15 protein-coding genes are annotated in these 16,764 nt (G+C 55.5%); 9 read left to right on the top strand and 6 right to left on the bottom strand.

Features of this window, described 5'->3' with window-relative positions; genetic code table 11:
• Nucleotides 1-8: 8 nt before the first annotated feature.
• Together AB8881_09930 and argC are read right to left on the bottom strand one after the other, a co-directional pair.
• A complete protein-coding gene (locus tag AB8881_09930; protein ID XDZ62856.1) occupies nt 9-830 on the bottom strand; it encodes a hypothetical protein in 822 nt (273 codons plus the stop codon).
• A 59-nt stretch (nt 831-889) separates the two neighbouring features.
• Nucleotides 890-1,831 carry an N-acetyl-gamma-glutamyl-phosphate reductase gene (gene argC / locus AB8881_09925; GenBank protein ID XDZ62855.1) on the bottom strand — a complete coding sequence of 314 codons (942 nt, stop codon included), beginning with the start codon at nt 1,829-1,831 and terminating at the stop codon, nt 890-892.
• Between the two features lie 75 nt (nt 1,832-1,906).
• Here argC and AB8881_09920 point away from each other — a divergent pair, with 75 nt between their 5' ends.
• Both AB8881_09920 and AB8881_09915 read left to right on the top strand, forming a co-directional pair.
• A complete protein-coding gene (locus tag AB8881_09920; protein XDZ62854.1) occupies nt 1,907-3,244 on the top strand; it encodes a TldD/PmbA family protein in 1,338 nt (445 codons plus the stop codon).
• On the top strand, nt 3,241-3,900 hold the full coding sequence (locus AB8881_09915) for a tyrosine-protein phosphatase (protein XDZ62853.1): 660 nt from the start codon (nt 3,241-3,243) through the stop codon (nt 3,898-3,900). The genes AB8881_09920 and AB8881_09915 overlap by 4 nt, the downstream gene beginning before the upstream one ends.
• A 75-nt stretch (nt 3,901-3,975) precedes the next feature.
• Here AB8881_09915 and AB8881_09910 read toward each other — a convergent pair whose 3' ends face one another.
• Nucleotides 3,976-5,742, bottom strand: coding sequence for an ABC transporter ATP-binding protein (locus tag AB8881_09910; GenBank protein ID XDZ64548.1), 1,767 nt, complete (start codon nt 5,740-5,742; stop codon nt 3,976-3,978).
• A gap of 268 nt (nt 5,743-6,010) precedes the next feature.
• Here AB8881_09910 and AB8881_09905 point away from each other — a divergent pair, with 268 nt between their 5' ends.
• The 4 genes from AB8881_09905 to AB8881_09890 are packed head-to-tail and all read left to right on the top strand — an operon-like array spanning nt 6,011 to nt 9,962.
• On the top strand, nt 6,011-6,682 hold the full coding sequence (locus AB8881_09905; protein ID XDZ62852.1) for a lysophospholipid acyltransferase family protein: 672 nt from the start codon (nt 6,011-6,013) through the stop codon (nt 6,680-6,682).
• 13 nt (nt 6,683-6,695) lie between these two features.
• A complete protein-coding gene (locus tag AB8881_09900) occupies nt 6,696-8,018 on the top strand; it encodes a 3-deoxy-D-manno-octulosonic acid transferase (protein XDZ62851.1) in 1,323 nt (440 codons plus the stop codon).
• A 55-nt stretch (nt 8,019-8,073) separates the two neighbouring features.
• Complete coding sequence (lpxK, locus tag AB8881_09895; protein XDZ62850.1) at nt 8,074-9,063, top strand: tetraacyldisaccharide 4'-kinase; 990 nt, start codon at nt 8,074-8,076, stop codon at nt 9,061-9,063.
• Between the two features lie 5 nt (nt 9,064-9,068).
• A complete protein-coding gene (locus AB8881_09890; GenBank protein ID XDZ62849.1) occupies nt 9,069-9,962 on the top strand; it encodes a lysophospholipid acyltransferase family protein in 894 nt (297 codons plus the stop codon).
• Nucleotides 9,963-10,008: 46 nt separating this feature from the next.
• Here AB8881_09890 and xseA read toward each other — a convergent pair whose 3' ends face one another.
• On the bottom strand, nt 10,009-11,562 hold the full coding sequence (gene xseA / locus AB8881_09885) for an exodeoxyribonuclease VII large subunit (GenBank protein ID XDZ62848.1): 1,554 nt from the start codon (nt 11,560-11,562) through the stop codon (nt 10,009-10,011).
• Nucleotides 11,563-11,616: 54 nt separating this feature from the next.
• Here xseA and purD point away from each other — a divergent pair, with 54 nt between their 5' ends.
• Nucleotides 11,617-12,876 carry a phosphoribosylamine--glycine ligase gene (gene purD, locus AB8881_09880; GenBank protein ID XDZ62847.1) on the top strand — a complete coding sequence of 420 codons (1,260 nt, stop codon included), beginning with the start codon at nt 11,617-11,619 and terminating at the stop codon, nt 12,874-12,876.
• Here the strand turns inward: purD and AB8881_09875 are convergent.
• Nucleotides 12,873-13,322 (bottom strand): nucleoside deaminase, encoded by a 450-nt coding sequence (locus tag AB8881_09875; GenBank protein XDZ62846.1) that lies wholly within the window; start codon nt 13,320-13,322, stop codon nt 12,873-12,875. The genes purD and AB8881_09875 overlap by 4 nt on opposite strands.
• Nucleotides 13,323-13,385: 63 nt before the next feature.
• Between AB8881_09875 and AB8881_09870 the strand changes: the two genes are divergently transcribed.
• Both AB8881_09870 and rsmD read left to right on the top strand, forming a co-directional pair.
• Entirely contained in the window at nt 13,386-14,357 is a 972-nt protein-coding gene (locus AB8881_09870) for a pseudouridine synthase (GenBank protein ID XDZ62845.1), read from the top strand.
• Nucleotides 14,299-14,865 (top strand): 16S rRNA (guanine(966)-N(2))-methyltransferase RsmD, encoded by a 567-nt coding sequence (gene rsmD, locus AB8881_09865; GenBank protein ID XDZ62844.1) that lies wholly within the window; start codon nt 14,299-14,301, stop codon nt 14,863-14,865. Before AB8881_09870 ends, rsmD begins: the two co-directional genes overlap by 59 nt.
• 9 nt (nt 14,866-14,874) lie before the next feature.
• Here the strand turns inward: rsmD and mutL are convergent, their stop codons facing one another.
• Nucleotides 14,875-16,764: a DNA mismatch repair endonuclease MutL gene (mutL, locus tag AB8881_09860; GenBank protein XDZ62843.1), complete on the bottom strand. Its 1,890-nt coding sequence runs from the start codon at nt 16,762-16,764 to the stop codon at nt 14,875-14,877.

Raw genomic sequence — 16,764 nt, 5'->3', positions numbered from 1 at the left:
AGATAGCGCTAAAGATAAGCGTCGATCCCATCAATCGTGACTGTTTGCAGGTGCCAAGGCGGGTTTTGCGGCTGGATAGCATAGGGACGCAGCCGTTCGATAACCGCATCACGAGCAGGTTTATCTGCCTGCATATCAGCGATAAACTGCGCCATTGTCCGATTATCATCAATCTTGGCGAGCTGGCGTAATCTAGTTGCTGCCTGATGCTGATCTAGGGTTTGAAACCGCCGCCCTTCGGCTGGAATTGCTGCCAGACCGGCAGGTTCTCCCCCGCCGCAATCCAAAACACCAGCGCGGGCTGCATAGCCAAATACCGGCAACACGGGCAGGTTAAACTGATGCGTGACGCCCTGCATCTGAACGAAATCATAGGCAACGCCAATACCTTCGGTGCGATGCATCTGCACCAATTGTTCGGCATCTAGCCAAGCGACATTAAGCGTCACCACGGTACCAGGTGATGGAAAGGCGGTGCAGGGTACGGCCGCGTAATAGCCCAGAATCGCCGCATGGACGATATCGCAATCATGCAGCCTTGCAGGCGTCACCGGCACCGTCGCCGCCATCCCAAACTTACGCAGCAACTGAACCGGCGCACGGTTTGAGCCAACCGACAAAACCGGCGTTCGTCCCGCCAAAATTCCATCGGCATGATCATTGCTGAGCTGGGCCTCATCAAGATGAAATAGCCGCCCATTTGCCAGAACAAAGCCGCCCTCGGGCGCAAGATAGGGGTATTTGCGGGCACGATCAATTTCACTGATCGGCGCAAGATAGGCGGCCGCATCAGCAATTTCTGTCAGGGTAACGTTACCGTTCAACCGCATCGTGATCCGATCCCTATTTTGGAGTGAGGTCCCAAACCGGAGACGCTGGCACGGCCCCTTTATAAAAGTCCCAGACCTTCATCAAGCCCAAGCGCAATATTCATATTCTGCACGGCCGCACCCGACGCGCCTTTGCCAAGGTTATCCAGCCGTGCAGTTAACCAAAAACGTCGCTCGCCGGTATCACTAAACACGAATAGTTCCATATCATTGCGGCCAGCCAGCGCATCAGCCGCAAGCATCGACGGCGTGTCTTGATGATTGGCAGCACCTGCCCCCATCCGCACAACGTTCGACTGGCCATACCAATCGGCAAAGCAATCATAAATCTTTGCCGCGGTAACCGGCCCGGCAAACTGATCGGCATGAAGCGGCATATGAACCAGCATACCAGCAAAGAAATCACCAACCGACGGCATGAAAATAGGCGGCGTCTTGAGGCCGGAATAAACCGTCATTTCACCAAGATGCTTGTGCTGCAAATTCGTTCCATAACTAAATGCAGGGTCAAGCTCGCCAGCATCATGCCGCGCAATCATCGCCTTGCCGCCACCGCTAAAGCCGCTAACCGCCGGCACGTTGATCAGCGCTGTATCAGCCACCAACCCACTGGCAATCAACGGCCGCGCCAATGCCAGAAATCCGGTCGGATAACAGCCCGGATTCGTGATTAGTCTCGCTGTGGCTATTGCGTCCCGCTGGCCCGGCTGTAATTCGGCAAAACCATAGACCCAGTCAGGATTGGTGCGATGCGCCGATGAGGCGTCAATCAGCCGCGTTTTTGACGGTTCTGCCAACGTCACCGCCTCCAGCGCTGCGTCATCCGGCAGGCATAGGATGGTAATATCACTTGCCGCCATAATATCGGCACGCGCCGCCGCATCCTTGCGATATGCCTCGTCAACGCGCAGGATTTGCACCAGCGGATGCTGTTGCAGACGCTCCGCCACTTTCAGACCGGTCGTTCCAGCCTCACCATCAATAAAGACTTTACATTCCATAGGGCATTCATAAACCTAATCAGCCAGCGCGACAAGCGGTTGAATTATCCGATCATGCAGGGTATCAGATAAGGCATGGACACAAATCATCAAACCCTCATCGCCCAATTGCTTGACGCCGCCCAAACCGCAGGGGCAGACGGTGCTGACGCCATGTTGGCCCGTGGTCAGAGCAATAGTATCAGCCTGCGGCTTGGCAAGGTCGAAGCCAGCGAACGATCAGAAGATTTTGATGTTGGTTTGCGGGTTTTTGTCGGCCAGCGTACCGCGTCGATCTCGACAAGCCAGCTTGATCCGGAAAATATTAAAAATCTCGCCGAACGCGCTGTCGCAATGGCCAAGCTCGCCCCCGAAGATCCGTATGTCCGGCTTGCCACTGATGCCGAAATTGCCAAAGTCATTCCCGATCTTGATATGTATGACGAGACCATGCCGGACGCCGAAAGCCTGCGCCAACGCGCCGCCGCCGCCGAGGATGCCGCCCTATCGCATAAAGGCATTAAAACCTCGGATGGCGCCGATGCTGGCCACAGTATCGTCGATGTGCTGATCGGGACATCTAATGGCTTTCTAGCTGGCTATAAACGGTCATCACACGGTGTTTCGACCGTGGTCATTGCCGAGCAAAACGGGCACATGGAACGCGACTATGATTACAGTGCCGCCGTCTATGAAAGCGACTTGCAGCCCGCTGATGAGGTTGGGCATAATGCCGCTAGCCGGACAGTGGCAAGGCTTGGCGCCAAAAAGGCCAAAACCGGCAAATTTCCAGTGATTTATGACCGGCGCGTGGCGGCATCACTTGTCGGCACGATGGCCGGCGCAATTAATGGCGCCGCGATCGCCCGCGGTACCAGCTTTTTAAAAGACCGGCTTGGCAAGCAGGTCACGCGCAGCGGGCTTAATTTTATCGATGATCCGTTGCGCTCACGCGGGCTTGGCTCGCGCCTGTTCGACGCAGAGGGCCTGCCAGTTAGCCGGCGCGTCATGATTGATGACGGTGTTTTGACCGGCTGGTTTCTCGATCTTGCCTCGGCAACGAAACTTGAAATGGCACCAACCGGAAATGCGCGGCGGGGGCTGGGCAGCGCTCCATCACCCGGTGCCAGTAATTTCTACATCGAAAATTCTGCGATGAGCCGAGATGCGCTGATTGCCGAGATTGATGAGGGGTTTCTGATTACTGAAATGATTGGCAGCTCAGTTGATATGATTACCGGTGACTACAGCCGTGGCGCCGGCGGATTTTGGATTTCCAAGGGTCAAATTACCCATCCGATTACCGAAGCCACCATTGCCGGCAATCTTGGGGAAATGTTCATGCAGATAACTGCGGCAAATGACATTGATCTTCGTGACAGCGTGGCATCACCATCACTTCGGCTTGACAGTATTATGGTTGCCGGATCATGAAATGGCGCGCCCCGTCGGGCCAGCGGCGCGGGGTTGTCGACTGGCTTGACCTGATCTTCAAAGATCACGGGTTTTTGCGTCTTTGCTGGCATAATCAGCACCTTGTCAGTGACGGGATCTGGCGCAGCAATCAACCCGGACCATCGCGCGTTGCTGCGCTGGGACAGGCTGGCATCAAAACCATTATCAATTTACGGGGGCCACGCCAAGATGGCGGCTGGCAGCTTGAAGCCGAGGCCTGTGCCAAGGCGGGGATCACTCTTCTGGACTTTACCGTCCGATCACGCGCCGCCCCATCCAAAGATATGCTGTATGAAGCACGCGATCTGTTCGCTGCACTAAAAACGCCAGCATTAATGCATTGCAAATCGGGGGCGGATCGCGCCGGTTTGATGTCGGCGCTGTATCTGCTGATTGCCAAACAGCAGCCTGCCCGTGTTGCCATGACCCAGCTTGCATGGAAATATGGTCATGTAAAAGCTGCCAAAACCGGCCTTCTTGATGCGTTTTTTGAGGCCTACATCCCGTATGAAGATGCTGGCATGAGTTTTTTTGACTGGGTTGATAATGTTTATGACCCCGACGTGCTCGCCGCCAGCTTTATCGCGCAAAGCTGGGCGGTTAGGCTGACCGACAGCATTCTGCGCCGCGAATAGCGTTGCCAAAAAATAGCCAAAAAAATAGCCCGCAAAATTACGAAGAAAAATGCACAAGATCATTAGCTGGCAAAATCAATGCGCCGCGTCATCATCAAAAAATTGCAGCTGACATAGTTTGCTGTAGAGACCATTTTTCGCCATTAGCGTTTCATGTGTTCCCTGCTCGGTAATCCGCCCCGATTCCAAAACAAGGATGAGATCGGCGTTGCGTACCGTTGCCAGCCGATGCGCGACCACAAGTGTCGTGCGCCCAGACTGTAATTTTTGCAAAGCAGCTTGAACCTGCTGTTCAGACTCGGCATCAAGCGCGGCCGTCGCCTCATCCAGCAGTAAAATCGGCGCGTCCTTTAGCATTGCCCTTGCAATCGCAATACGTTGGCGCTGTCCGCCGGACAACCGGTTCCCCATTGCCCCGACCATCGTGTCATAGCCATTTGGCAAGGCCTTGATAAAGCTATCAGCCGCCGCCGCGCGGGCGGCTGCCTCAATGTCTTTGCGGCTGGCACCGGCGCGACCAAAGCCGATATTGGCCGCGACTGTATCATCAAATAGTACCGATTCCTGACTGACCAGCGCCACAGCACGGCGCAGGCTGGCAATCTGCACATCACAGATCGGCTGATCATCAATTTTTATCACGCCGCTGCTTGCCTCAAAAAAACGCGGCAAAAGATTAATCACCGTGGTTTTGCCAGCACCGCTAGGGCCCACCAGCGCGATTGTCTGCCCAGCCTTTGCGGTAAAGCTGATGCCATCAAGGGCGCTAGAACTGCCTTCGCTGTAGGTGAAACCGACATTATCAAAGACCAGTTGCCCCTTTTTCACTGTCAGCGGCAGCGCATCCGGCCGATCGGTAATCCGGCGCGGCGTATCCAAAAGTGTCAGGATCCTCTCACAGGCAGCAAGCCCTTCTTGGGTCACCGCATTCAATGTGCCGATCGCCCGAACCGGCTGCACCAAAAGAATAAGCGTGGTGATAAAGGCGATTACATCACCAACCTGCATATCACCATTAGCCACGCGCCAGCTCGCCAGCGCAACAACGCCGCCAACCGCAACACCACCAACAACTTCAAGGATCGGATCAATCTTGGCGCGGCCGGTCAACAGCCCAACGAGCCGGTTATAAAGCCCATCAAATGCCTCATGCGTTCGCCCAGTTTCTGCATCTTCACGCTGATAGGCCTTGACCATCCGCGCCCCGTTCAGGGTTTCGGCAAGCAACGCGGTAACGCTTTCCATATGGGTTTGCAGGTTACCTGATGCCTTTCGCTGGCGGTTTCCGATGCGGATAATCGGCCCTATTGCCAACGGATAAACCCCGATCACAACAAGCGCCATCACCCAATCAAGCCAGATCATCGCACCGATTAGGACAACGACGGTCAGGCTATCGCGAACCAGATTATTCGCCAATCGAACGAGCGCTTCACGCACCAGATTCAAATCATTCATGATGCGCGACATAAACACCCCGGCCGGCTCACGGCTAATCGTCGCAAGATCAGCCTCGATCAGTGTTTTTGCCATGTCCTTTTGTAAATCGGTGCTGACCCGCAAGGCTAGCGCATTGACCATGACTGTTTGGGCGAATAACGCTGTGCCTTTTACCAGCGCAAATAAAATGATTACCGGCGGTGCCAGCCAGATGATCTCGCTAGCCCTGCCCTCGGCAAGCCCGTTAAAGATATGTTTGGTCAATAACGGATAGGCTGACGCGCTGGCAGCAACGACAATCATCAATAAAAACGCACCAATCAAGCGCGGCAAATAGCCGACAATCCAGCCCTGCCATATCCGCCTGATGATGTCACGATTGACCTGTTTTGAGCGCTTCATTTCGGTCAAGCCGGTAATCCTATCAATCAAGAGGGCCTATCAGACACAGCGTTGCCCTTTGACGATAGTAGCAATTTGGCGTCCAATCCAAAAGCATTGATCTCTGTTTGGAAAAAATTTGTGAAACGGCAATTGCCTGATCGCCGTGTGACGATTAATCGGCTATCTATATATCACCCTCTCCTGAAATTACCCCATTCCGAAAATAACCTGTTGCGTGCTAAGGTTTTGACGTTGGATGATTTAACCTCAAAGCAGTTTCAGGCGCATGATAAAAAAATTGATACGATCGCCATTTGGCAATGCCCTTGTCGGCTGGACAATTGGCAGCATCATCGCGCTTTTAATGATCACCGTAAGATGGCGCACGGTTGATAAAGAAAAATCTGATAAATTTATGGCAAGTCAGGATGGCATCATCATGGTGTTTTGGCATGAACGGGTGATGGCCATGCCATGGCTTTGGCCGTCGGCCTATGCGCTTTACGCGTTGCAATCACCGCACGCAGATGGCCGGATGATGTCGCACGCTATTGGCTGTTTCGGGGTAAAAACCGTGTGGGGCAGCTCAAACCGCAACCCGCTATCGGGCTTGCGCGGGCTAAAGCGGGTACTTGATCGCGGCGAGTCTGTTGCGATCACCCCGGATGGCCCGCGGGGGCCAGCCCGAAAATCGGCGCTTGGGCCTGTTGCGATTGCGCAAATTGCTGGCAAACCGATTGTACCAATGTGCTGGGCTGTTGACCGCTATTGGCGAGCCACTGGATGGGATCGCCTTATTATTCCGAAACCCTTTGCCCGCGGGCGGTTCATCATCGGCGATCCAATTTACCTTGACGACATCGGCAAAGACCAGCTTGAGCAGGCGCGCAATCAGCTTGAAATCGCGCTGAACAAGCAGGCCGATGCGTTGGACCGGCTGATGACCGAGCTGCCATGATGACCAAACTGATATGATAAGATTCGCCCTCTATAATTTTATCTGGCATCTGCTTCGTCCGGTAATTCCAATTTTGCTGCGCTGGCGTGCATGGCGCGGCAAGGAGGTAATTGCCCGCCTTCAAGACCGCTATGGCTTACCTCATTTTGATCAAGGCTCAATTGGCGATCAGGAACAGGGCGAGGTAATCTGGATTCACGCGGTCAGCGTTGGTGAGACTGTTGCCGCGATTGGCCTGGCCACGGCGCTTATCGACGAATTGCCAACAGCTAAATTGCTGATCACCACCAACACGGTCAGCGCCGCCGCGATGGTTGAAAAGGAAATCGCCAAGGGCGTTTGCCTTTCGCACGCGTTTCAGCCGCTTGACCATCCGCTTTTTGTTGACCGGTTTTTAGCGAAAACAAATCCAGTGCTGGCTATTTTTATCGAGTCCGATTTCTGGCCTAACCTGATTACCCGAACCGCCGCCAAATCCGTTCCGATCGTGTTTGCCTCGTCACAATTATCGCGTGACGCCTTTCTCCGTTGGCAGCGACAACCGGTCATGGCAAAGGCCGTTTTTTCGGCGCCGCAGCACATATTCGCCGTTAATGAACAACAGGCCAGCCAGTTCGAAACTCTTGGCGCAGACGCGGCTAGTATTACTGTTTTAGGATCCTTAAAGCTAGGCTCGCTGGCGGCAGTTGATCCAGCGCTTAGCAAACAGCTGAAAACAGCCATTGGCTCTCGCCATGTCTTGCTTGCTGCCTCAACGCATGAAGGTGAAGATGCCAGCATCATTGCCGCCGCAAACGCGCTTACCGACACAGAACACGGCGATAACTGGTTAACGATCATCGCGCCACGACATCCGCACCGGGGCGCCAGAATTGCAGCAGACAGCAATCATGCACCACAACGCAGCCGCGGCCAGTGGCCATCACCGGATCACAATATTTATATTATGGACAGTTTTGGGGAATTGGGCAGTCTTTTCAGCCTTGCCGATCTGGTTGTTCTTGGCGGCGCTTTTGCGCCAAAAGGCGGGCATAACCCGCTTGAGCCAGCCGCTTTCGGCTTGCCGATTATCACCGGCCCACATATTTTCAAAAACACCGCCGAATTTGCTGGTCTTCGTGATGAGGGGGTGGTGTTTGATATCGCCGAGGATGCTGTGACTGATGCAACGGCAACAGGCCAACAGCTGGCCAGATTGGCGCGCGGCATAATAGATGATAAAGATAAACGCCGACAGATTGCCGCCGCTGCCAAAACCTATGCCGACACTGCCGCCCGCCGGTGCGAGGTCGCCGCAAAACAAATTCTGGACTGCACGCTACTGAGCAACAGGTAGCTGAACAAAAATAGCCATTAGATGAGATAATGAAACAGCCACCCGTGATTAACCGATGATAAAAACACCCGATTTCTGGACAAGCCGCGGCGTGATTGCGGCATTATTGTTGCCAGCGGCTGGCCTATGGGCCGTGGCAACCGCCATTCGCAACCGGATGGCACAGGAAACAGCGGCGGTATTACCGGTGATTTGCATCGGAAATTTCAGTGCTGGCGGCACCGGCAAAACCCCAGTTTCGTCATTCCTCTATGACCAGCTAAAGGATCGCGGCCATAAACCTGCAATCTTAATCCGCGGCTATGGCGGAACGGCGCAGCGACCGCAATGGGTTGATCACAGCCTGCATCATGCCAACGATGTCGGTGATGAAGCCCTGATGCTGGCCGAAAGCCGCGATGTTCTGGTGGCGCGTGACCGTGTCGCTGGTGCGGCAGTGATTGCGGCAACTGGTCAGCATGATGTAATCTTGATGGATGATGGCCTGCAAAACCCCTATATCGCCAAGGATTTTGCGATTGGTGTGTTTGACGGCAATGTTGGTATTGGCAATGGCTGGCTCATTCCGGCAGGGCCGCTTCGTATCGGCTTTCAATCCGGTCTAAAGACCATTCAGGCTGCCATTATAAATGGTCGAGATGAAACAGCGATTGCCGCTTCATTGCGGCCTCATATGCCGGTTTTTAGCGGCAATCTATCCGCGGATGCGAGCACTATTGACGCATTTGACGGGAACCCCGTTCTGGCCTTTGCCGGGATTGGCAGACCAAAGCGGTTCTTTACCACCTTGCGTGATGCCGGTGTAAACATCGTTCGCGAGTTAGCCTTTGCCGATCATCATCCCTATAGTGAGGCTGATCTGGTTAGGTTGCAAGAAGATGCAGCCAGACTGGGGGCGGCCCTAATCACCACCAAAAAAGACTGGGTGCGCCTGCCCGCAGAATGGCGTGAGCGCGTTGGGTTTTTGCCAGTGACCCTCGATCTTGAAAACGCCGATAGCCTGCTCGATACCATCGTCGCGACAATCGCCGGAAAGGGAGCCTGACCCCAATGGTGCGCTCGGCAACGCTTGTGCAAAAACGCTTTTGGCAAATGATCCGCTGGCCAATTGAGGCTTTGCTTGGCTTTGGGCTGTTCTATTTTGCGCGGCTGTTACCGGCGCGCTTTGCCAGTGCTGCGATGGGATTTATTCTGGGGCTTTTGGCACCATTGACCCCATGGCACAAACGCGCCCTGCAGAATATCAATCATGCAATGCCCGAGCTTGACCAGCAGGAAAAGGACCGGATCCTGCGCGCGATGTGGGGTAATTTAGGGCGGGTCATTGGCGAATATCCGCATATCAATTCGATCGTTGATAAGGGCTGGGTTGAATTTGTCGGGCTAGAGCATCTACCGGCGATTGATCGCGGCGGGTTTCTGATTGGCGCGCATATTGGAAATTGGGAATTTGGCCCGTTTGCGGCACTATCCACCGGCAAAAAGGTGGCGGCCATCTATCGGCCATTGAACAATCCGCTGTTATCCGGGCTTTTACATCGCCGCCAGCAAACCTATGGCGGTGATATCTATCGCAAAGGCCGCGAGGCGGCGCTTGGCATGGTCACGTCACTTCGAAAAGGCCAGATGATGTGCCTGCTTGTCGACCAACAGCTTCGTGAGGGCAAATCAGTGCCGTTTTTTGGTCATCCGGCGCGCACCTCAATCGGCCATATCAAAGTCGCCATCAAGAAGCAGGCACCATTGCTTTATATGCGAACCGAGCGGCTCGATGGCTGCCGGTTCCGCGTCACCATTTCGCCGCCGATCGAACTGCCACCGACGGCCGATGATGCCGCCGTTCTGGCTTTAGCAACCGCAATCAACGCAGAAATCGAGAGCTGGATTCGCGCCGCGCCTGAACAATGGTTTTGGCCGCATCGGCGTTGGGGCAAGAAAATCTAGCTAAAACCTAGCTAAAAAATCCGCTAAAAACCCCCCTAAAATCCGGCTAAAATAACGTGTCTTGCCGTTCATCAGCTTTGGGTTTTTTAGACGGTTTTGGTTTCGCGGCCTGCGCGCTATCTGTTGCGTGATTTTGACCAGACGAGCCCTGACCTGATGGGTTTTGGCCAGACGAGTCCTGACCTGATGGGTTTTGACCAGACGGGGCGTCAGGCCCGGTTTTTTGGGGTTTTGCACGCGCATCATCATGGCCCAAAATTGCGGCGCGCGTCCCATCGGCAAAGCGGATCGTGACCGCCGCATGATCTGGTGCTATTGCGGCACGTTTAATGGGCGTTCCGCTTATGTCTGTTACCAGCGCAAAACCGCGATCAAGCACCCGCTCAAATGAGTTGGCATCAAGCAGCTTGACCAGATTATCAAGCTTTTGCTGGCGCTGGCTAAGGCCATTTGCAAGATGCTGATCAAAGCGCTGGCTAATCTGCGATAGGCGGCCATGCGCCGCGACAAGTTTGGTTTCGGGCGGTTGCAGGCGGCCCGCCAATCCCGACAGCCGCACGGTGCGCGCTGACAACCACCGGTCAAGCCCCCGCACCAGCCCCCCTAGCGCATAATCCAATGTTTCGGCCCGCCGCTGGATCAGGTCATCCGGATCAATCAGGCCGCGTGCTGCCATCGCCGCGCGCTGCCCTGAATTTTGCAACTTTTGCGCGGTGGCACGCATCAGCCGTGCGTCAATTTCACTTATATGGGCGGCAAGATCAGTTTTCACCGGCACTGCAAGTTCGGCCGCTGCCGTCGGGGTTGGGGCGCGCAAATCAGCGGCATGGTCAATCAACGTCGTGTCAGTCTCATGCCCAATTGCCGAAATTACCGGTATCCGGCATTCCGCAACGGCGCGCACCACGGCCTCTTCATTAAAGGCCCATAAATCTTCTAACGCACCACCGCCACGCGCAACAATCAATAAATCTGGCCGTGGCAGAGAGCCATCCTCGTGCATCGCATCAAAGCCGCGAATTGCGGCGGCGACCTGTCCAGCCGCCTCACGCCCTTGAACCAGCGTTCCCCATATCAACACCCTTACCCCAAACCGGTCATGGAGCCGGTGCAAAATATCGCGGATAACGGCGCCGGTTGGGCTTGTGACCACGCCAATCACGGCTGGCATCTTTGGTATTTTCTTTTTGCGTTCCGCGTCGAACAGCCCTTCGGCGGCAAGCATTCGGCGGCGATCCTCTAGCTGTTTGAGCAAAGCCCCCTCGCCAGCAATTTCCATCTGGCTGACGATCATTTGATATTTCGACTGACCTGCAAAAGTTGTCAGCCGGCCAGTGACAATCACCTCAAGCCCCTCTTCGGGCTGAACTGCCAAATTGGCTGTCATGGTTTTCCAACAGACCGCGGCAAGGGTCGATTTCTCGTCCTTTAGGGTGAAATAAAGATGGCCTGACGGGGCCTTATTGGGGCGCGAAATTTCCGCCCGCACCCGCACAAACTCGAACGCGGTCTCAACGGTGGTCTTTACCGCCCGCGATAGCTCGCTTATCGTCAAATACGGCGCGTTATCGCCACTGATTTGCTGTTCGCCCTCTTCCATGATGAACCCATCTTATGCCATATTGGTCGCGCCGCAACACCAAAGGATTATCTGATGAACATTTTACTAATTGGCAGCGGTGGGCGCGAACACGCGCTTGCCTGGTCACTTGTAGACTCGCCGCTAACCACCCGCCTTGTCATTGCCCCAGGCAACCCCGGTATGGCACCTTACGGCGAATTGCGGCCAGTCGCCGCTGATGATCTGGATGGGTTATGCGCACTTGCCAGTGAAATCGCTGCCGACCTTGTTGTAATCGGCCCTGAGGTACCTCTTGTCGAGGGTTTGGCTGATCGGCTGGCTGGGCTGGGCATTGCCGTGTTCGGGCCAAGTGCCGCCGCTGCCCGGCTTGAAGGCTCCAAGGAATTTGCCCGCGCCTTTTGCGCGCGTCACAACGTTCCCCAACCAGCCTATTATCCGGTTAGCGACTATGCCGCCGCCTGCCAGCATATTGACCAGCTTGGCGGCATTTGCGTGATCAAGGCAGATGGGCTTGCCGCCGGCAAGGGCGTCGTGGTCGCCGATGATTCTGAAACTGCTAAGGCCGCCGCAAAATCAATGCTGGATGGCCAGTTTGGTGATTCAGGCAAAACGATTGTCATCGAACAGCGGATCAGCGGCCCCGAAGCCTCGCTATTTGCCCTGCTGGACGGCGATACGGCAATTTTAATGGCGACTGCCCAAGACCATAAACGCGCCTATGACAATGATACAGGGCCAAATACCGGCGGGATGGGGGCGATTTCGCCATCACCGCGGCTGGATAAAGCGCTTGAAGATCAGGTGATGCAGCAAATAGTTCATCCGGTCGTACGCGGCATGGCCGCCGAAGGCGCGCCCTATCGCGGGGTTCTCTATGTCGGGTTGATGCTTACCGATGACGGCCCGCAAGTCATCGAATTCAACTGCCGCTTTGGCGACCCTGAAGCACAAGTAATTCTGCCACGGCTAAAAACCGACATCGTCAGTGCAATGTTGGCAACAACAACCGCCAGCCTGCATCATTTTGATATGCGCTGGGATCAGCGTGCGGCTGTCACCGTGGTGATGGCGAATAAAGGCTATCCGGGCCGCTATGAAAAGGGCAGTGTGATCAGAAATACAGATGCGGCTGAAGCGGTTGCCGATTGCCACGTCTTTCATGCCGGAACTGCGCTTGCGGATAATGGTGATCTGATTGCGGTTGGCGGGCGAGTGCTTGCGGTAACCGCGCTTGGTGATGATGCGGCATCGGCACGCCGCCATGCCTATGAAGCGGTCGCAAAGATTGACTGGGAAAACGGCTTTTACCGAAGCGATATTGCCAAAATCTAGCGGCGCACTGCAAAAAACGCTTGCAGCATTGCGCGTGCCTCAGCCGCACCAATTCCGCCATAAACCTCGGGCCGGTGGTGACAGGATGCACTGTCGAAAAACCGCACGCCAGACTCAACGGCACCCGCCTTTTCATCATGCGCGGCAAAATAGACCCGCCGCAGCCTTGCATGTGCAATCGCCCCCGCACACATCGTGCATGGCTCCAGCGAAACCCATAGATCATAACCATCAAGCCGCGAGCGGCCGGTTATTGCCATTGCTGCCTCGATTGCCAGAATTTCAGCATGATGAAGTGCATTGCCGTCACGGATCATTCGGTTTTCAGCAAGCGCGATAAGCCCGCCATCAGCATCGGTAATTGCCGCTGCAACCGGCACTTCACCCGCGGCGGCGGCGGCGGCGGCGGCGACCAAAACCTTATCCATATAGCCTTTCATCTTCATGCTCTCCTTGTTGGCATAGATGGCCGGCTTTACCAAGCAAAAATACTGCGCGCAACCGGCCCAATGAAACCCGCAACGCTTGCCGATTTACCGCAGCTTGCAGATTGGCATTTGCCAAGCGCCAGATTTCCGGCTACATCCAAGCGCATGACAAAACAAAGTTTCACCCTTGACGAGATGGCCGAGTCCGAGCGCATTGCCAAACGCATCGCCCGGGCGGGCATCTGCTCGCGCCGTGAGGCCGAGGCTCGAATTCTGGATGGGCGCGTTAGCGTTAATGGCGCGGTGATTACCAGTCCGGCGCTAAATGTTAGCGCCAGTGACAAAATCACCATTGATGGCAAGCCGTTACCAGCACGCGAGCCGGCTGGTTTATGGCGTTATTATAAACCGCGCGGCCTTGTTGTGAGCGACCGCGACGAGCAGAACCGCGAAACGATCTTTGACCATTTACCGCGAAATCTACCGCGTCTGATGACGGTTGGACGGCTTGATCTGGATTCAGAAGGCTTGTTGCTGATGACCAATGATGGCGATCTTGCCCGTCATTTGGAATTGCCATCAACCGGCTGGAGCCGGAAATATCGGGTGCGCATACAAGGCCATGTCAACGAAGAACAGCTTGCCGCCCTTGCCGATGGTGTGACCATTGACGGGATCCGCTATGGCGAGGTTGTTGCGCGGCTGGATCGGCAGATGGCCAGCAATGCGTGGCTTACCGTCGCCATTCGTGAGGGCAAGAACCGCGAAATTCGCCGCATCATGGAATATCTTGGGCATAAAGTCAGCCGCCTGATCCGCATTTCCTATGGCCCGTTCCAGCTTGGCGACCTTGAAGATGGTGCTATCGAACAGATTAAACCACGGGTTCTGGCAGATCAGCTTGGGCTGGGCGATGCCGCCCTTGCCGCCAGTGAAAAGCCAAAGCTTTCGATTAATAAACCAGCTCATAAATCAGGCCCAAAAAGAGGCAGACATGCGAATCATAGCGGGAAGCCGTCGCGGGGCAGTCCTCGCAAAACTGGACACCGTTAAAACCCGGCCAACGGCAGATCGGGTTCGCGAGTCATTATTCAACATTCTGCAGTCAGGCCGGTTTAGCGGTTTACTGGCAGGCAGTCAGGTCATTGATGCTTTTGCGGGCACTGGCGCGCTCGGGCTGGAGGCAATTTCGCGCGGGGCTGCCTTTGCCAGTTTTATTGAAAATGAGCCTGCCGCCCTTGCAGTTTTGCGCGCCAATATCAACAAATTGCGGTTTCAATCAGCAAGCGCCGTTCTGGCGGCTGATGCGCTGGGGCTGGTACATTGGCGCGGTGCGCCAGCGAATATCGTTTTTGCTGATGCGCCGTATCAGACAGGCGGCGGGCAGACGGCGGTTGCCGCGTTAGCCAGGATTGGCGCGCTTGCCAGTGGAGCGATTATTATTATCGAAACCGCTAAAACCGAAACTCTAGAGAGCCAAGACCTTGCCAGCGGCCTAAGCGTGATTGATCAGCGCAGCTATGGCAAAGCCCTATTGCATTTTCTGACCTACGACGCGTAATAGCCCGGCTTAGCTGCGCCCAAACAGCCGTTCAATATCGGCCAGTGACAGCTTTACCCATGTTGGCCGCCCGTGATTACATTGCCCTGATCGCGGCGTTACTTCCATATCACGCAACAGCGCGTTCATCTCGCTGGCATTCAGCTGGCGACCGGCGCGAACCGACCCATGGCACGAGACCGTCGCCAAAACATGATTGATACGATCTTCAAGGCTGGTACTGCCACCCAATTCAACCAGCTCTTCAGCAATGTCAGCGATCAGCCCCTTGACATCAGGTGTGCCAAGCAATGCCGGCACCGCCCGCACCACCACCGCACCAGCCCCAAAACCTTCAACCACCAGCCCCATATCCTCGAGCAATTCCGCCGCCTCGACCACCGCCGCTGCCTGATCATCGGCCAGCGTGACAACCTCAGGCAATAGCAGATTTTGCGATGGTACGGCGCGCGCCGCCAAGGCCGCCTTCATCCGTTCCATCACCAGCCGCTCATGCGCGGCGTGCTGGTCGATAATCGTCAATCCGTCTTCGGTTTCAGCAACGATATAGGTTTTATGAAGCTGCGCCTTGGCCGCCCCAAGCAAATGCCGGCGCTGGGCTTGATCTGCGGTCTCGTCCTGATGCGCCTCAACCCGCGCCAACGGCACCGCGTCATCACCCAATAACGCCGCACGCGTTTCTGCACCCGATAGCTGGCTATGAGGATATTCAGCCCCGCCCGGTTGATCAGGCCGGTAATAGGCATGGGCAGATGCTAATTGCTGTCGTGACGGCGGCGTCAAATAGGGGCGTTGCTGCCCGCTGGAAAGATTGTGACTGGCAGGCCCATGAGGCAGGTTGTTCGGCGCTGTCGAAAATTTGCCCATTGCAGATGTGCCGCCAGCACTGGTCGCGTGAATACTGCCATCGCGCAACCGCGCCATCAAACCACCAACCAAGAGGCTGCGGACTGCGGTTGCATCTTTAAACCGCACCTCGGCCTTTGCCGGATGCACATTCACATCAACACTGGCCGGAGGCACAGTTAAAAACAGCACCGCCATCGGATGTCTGCCCCGCGGCAATGTATCGCCGTAACCGGCCCGAACGGCGCCCAAAAGGCTTCGGTCATGGATCGGGCGTCCGTTCACAAACAGATAAATATTGGCAGGTGTTGGGCGGTTCATCGTCGGCAGGCCGACAAGACCGGTCAATTGCACCTCATCGCGGGCCGTATCCAGCGCGATTGCCTCGGCGGCAAAACCCTGTCCCATGATCGCGCCAATGCGCGTTTGCAAACCCCCATGCCCCGGCAAACAGGCTTGCAAATCCAGCAATGACCGGTCATCGGCGTTCAGATGAAACTCAACCTCAGGCCAGGCCATCGCCAGCCGTTTGATGACATCAACACATTGCCCTTGCTCGGTGCGCTCGGTCTTTAGAAACTTCAGCCGCGCTGGCACTGCCTTAAATAGCTGGGTGATCGAAATCATCGAGCCTTTTGCCAAAGCTGCCGGATCAGGGCCGCTGCGGCGACCAGCATCAACGACCAGCCGCCACGCATGGTCCAGATCAGCCGTAATCGACGTCAGCACGAGACGTGAAACGGCGCCAATCGACGGCAGCGCCTCGCCGCGAAACCCAAGTGAATTGATCTGATCAAGTGTATCATGCGGCAGTTTCGACGTCGCATGACGCTCGACCGCAAGCAGCATATCATCGGGGCTCATGCCACAGCCATCATCAGTCACGGTAATCTCGTCAATGCCGCCACGCCGCAACGTGATGCTGATTTGACGGGCCCCAGCATCTAGCGCATTTTCAACTAGTTCTTTTAGTGCACTAGCTGGCCGCTCAACAACCTCACCAGCCGCAATCTGGTTAATCAGTCGGTCAGGAAGCTGGCGAATAACGGCCAT

The organism is Alphaproteobacteria bacterium LSUCC0396 (assembly GCA_041228345.1).
Taxonomy (GTDB): Bacteria; Pseudomonadota; Alphaproteobacteria; order Puniceispirillales; family Puniceispirillaceae; genus UBA3439.
Note: the sequence above shows the minus strand (reverse complement) of the source record. Positions and strands in the feature narration are given on the sequence as shown.

Coding starts and splice junctions, on each gene's coding strand:
- AB8881_09900 (XDZ62851.1), top strand. CDS start 6,696: ATGATAAGATTCGCCCTCTATAATTTTATCTGGCATCTGCTTCGTCCG.
- AB8881_09870 (XDZ62845.1), top strand. CDS start 13,386: ATGAAACCCGCAACGCTTGCCGATTTACCGCAGCTTGCAGATTGGCAT.
- AB8881_09905 (XDZ62852.1), top strand. CDS start 6,011: ATGATAAAAAAATTGATACGATCGCCATTTGGCAATGCCCTTGTCGGC.
- AB8881_09915 (XDZ62853.1), top strand. CDS start 3,241: ATGAAATGGCGCGCCCCGTCGGGCCAGCGGCGCGGGGTTGTCGACTGG.
- argC (XDZ62855.1), bottom strand. CDS start 1,831: ATGGAATGTAAAGTCTTTATTGATGGTGAGGCTGGAACGACCGGTCTG.
- xseA (XDZ62848.1), bottom strand. CDS start 11,562: ATGGAAGAGGGCGAACAGCAAATCAGTGGCGATAACGCGCCGTATTTG.
- AB8881_09910 (XDZ64548.1), bottom strand. CDS start 5,742: ATGAAGCGCTCAAAACAGGTCAATCGTGACATCATCAGGCGGATATGG.
- mutL (XDZ62843.1), bottom strand. CDS start 16,764: ATGGCCGTTATTCGCCAGCTTCCTGACCGACTGATTAACCAGATTGCG.
- lpxK (XDZ62850.1), top strand. CDS start 8,074: ATGATAAAAACACCCGATTTCTGGACAAGCCGCGGCGTGATTGCGGCA.
- AB8881_09920 (XDZ62854.1), top strand. CDS start 1,907: ATGGACACAAATCATCAAACCCTCATCGCCCAATTGCTTGACGCCGCC.
- AB8881_09890 (XDZ62849.1), top strand. CDS start 9,069: ATGGTGCGCTCGGCAACGCTTGTGCAAAAACGCTTTTGGCAAATGATC.
- AB8881_09930 (XDZ62856.1), bottom strand. CDS start 830: ATGCGGTTGAACGGTAACGTTACCCTGACAGAAATTGCTGATGCGGCC.
- AB8881_09875 (XDZ62846.1), bottom strand. CDS start 13,322: ATGAAGATGAAAGGCTATATGGATAAGGTTTTGGTCGCCGCCGCCGCC.
- purD (XDZ62847.1), top strand. CDS start 11,617: ATGAACATTTTACTAATTGGCAGCGGTGGGCGCGAACACGCGCTTGCC.
- rsmD (XDZ62844.1), top strand. CDS start 14,299: ATGCGAATCATAGCGGGAAGCCGTCGCGGGGCAGTCCTCGCAAAACTG.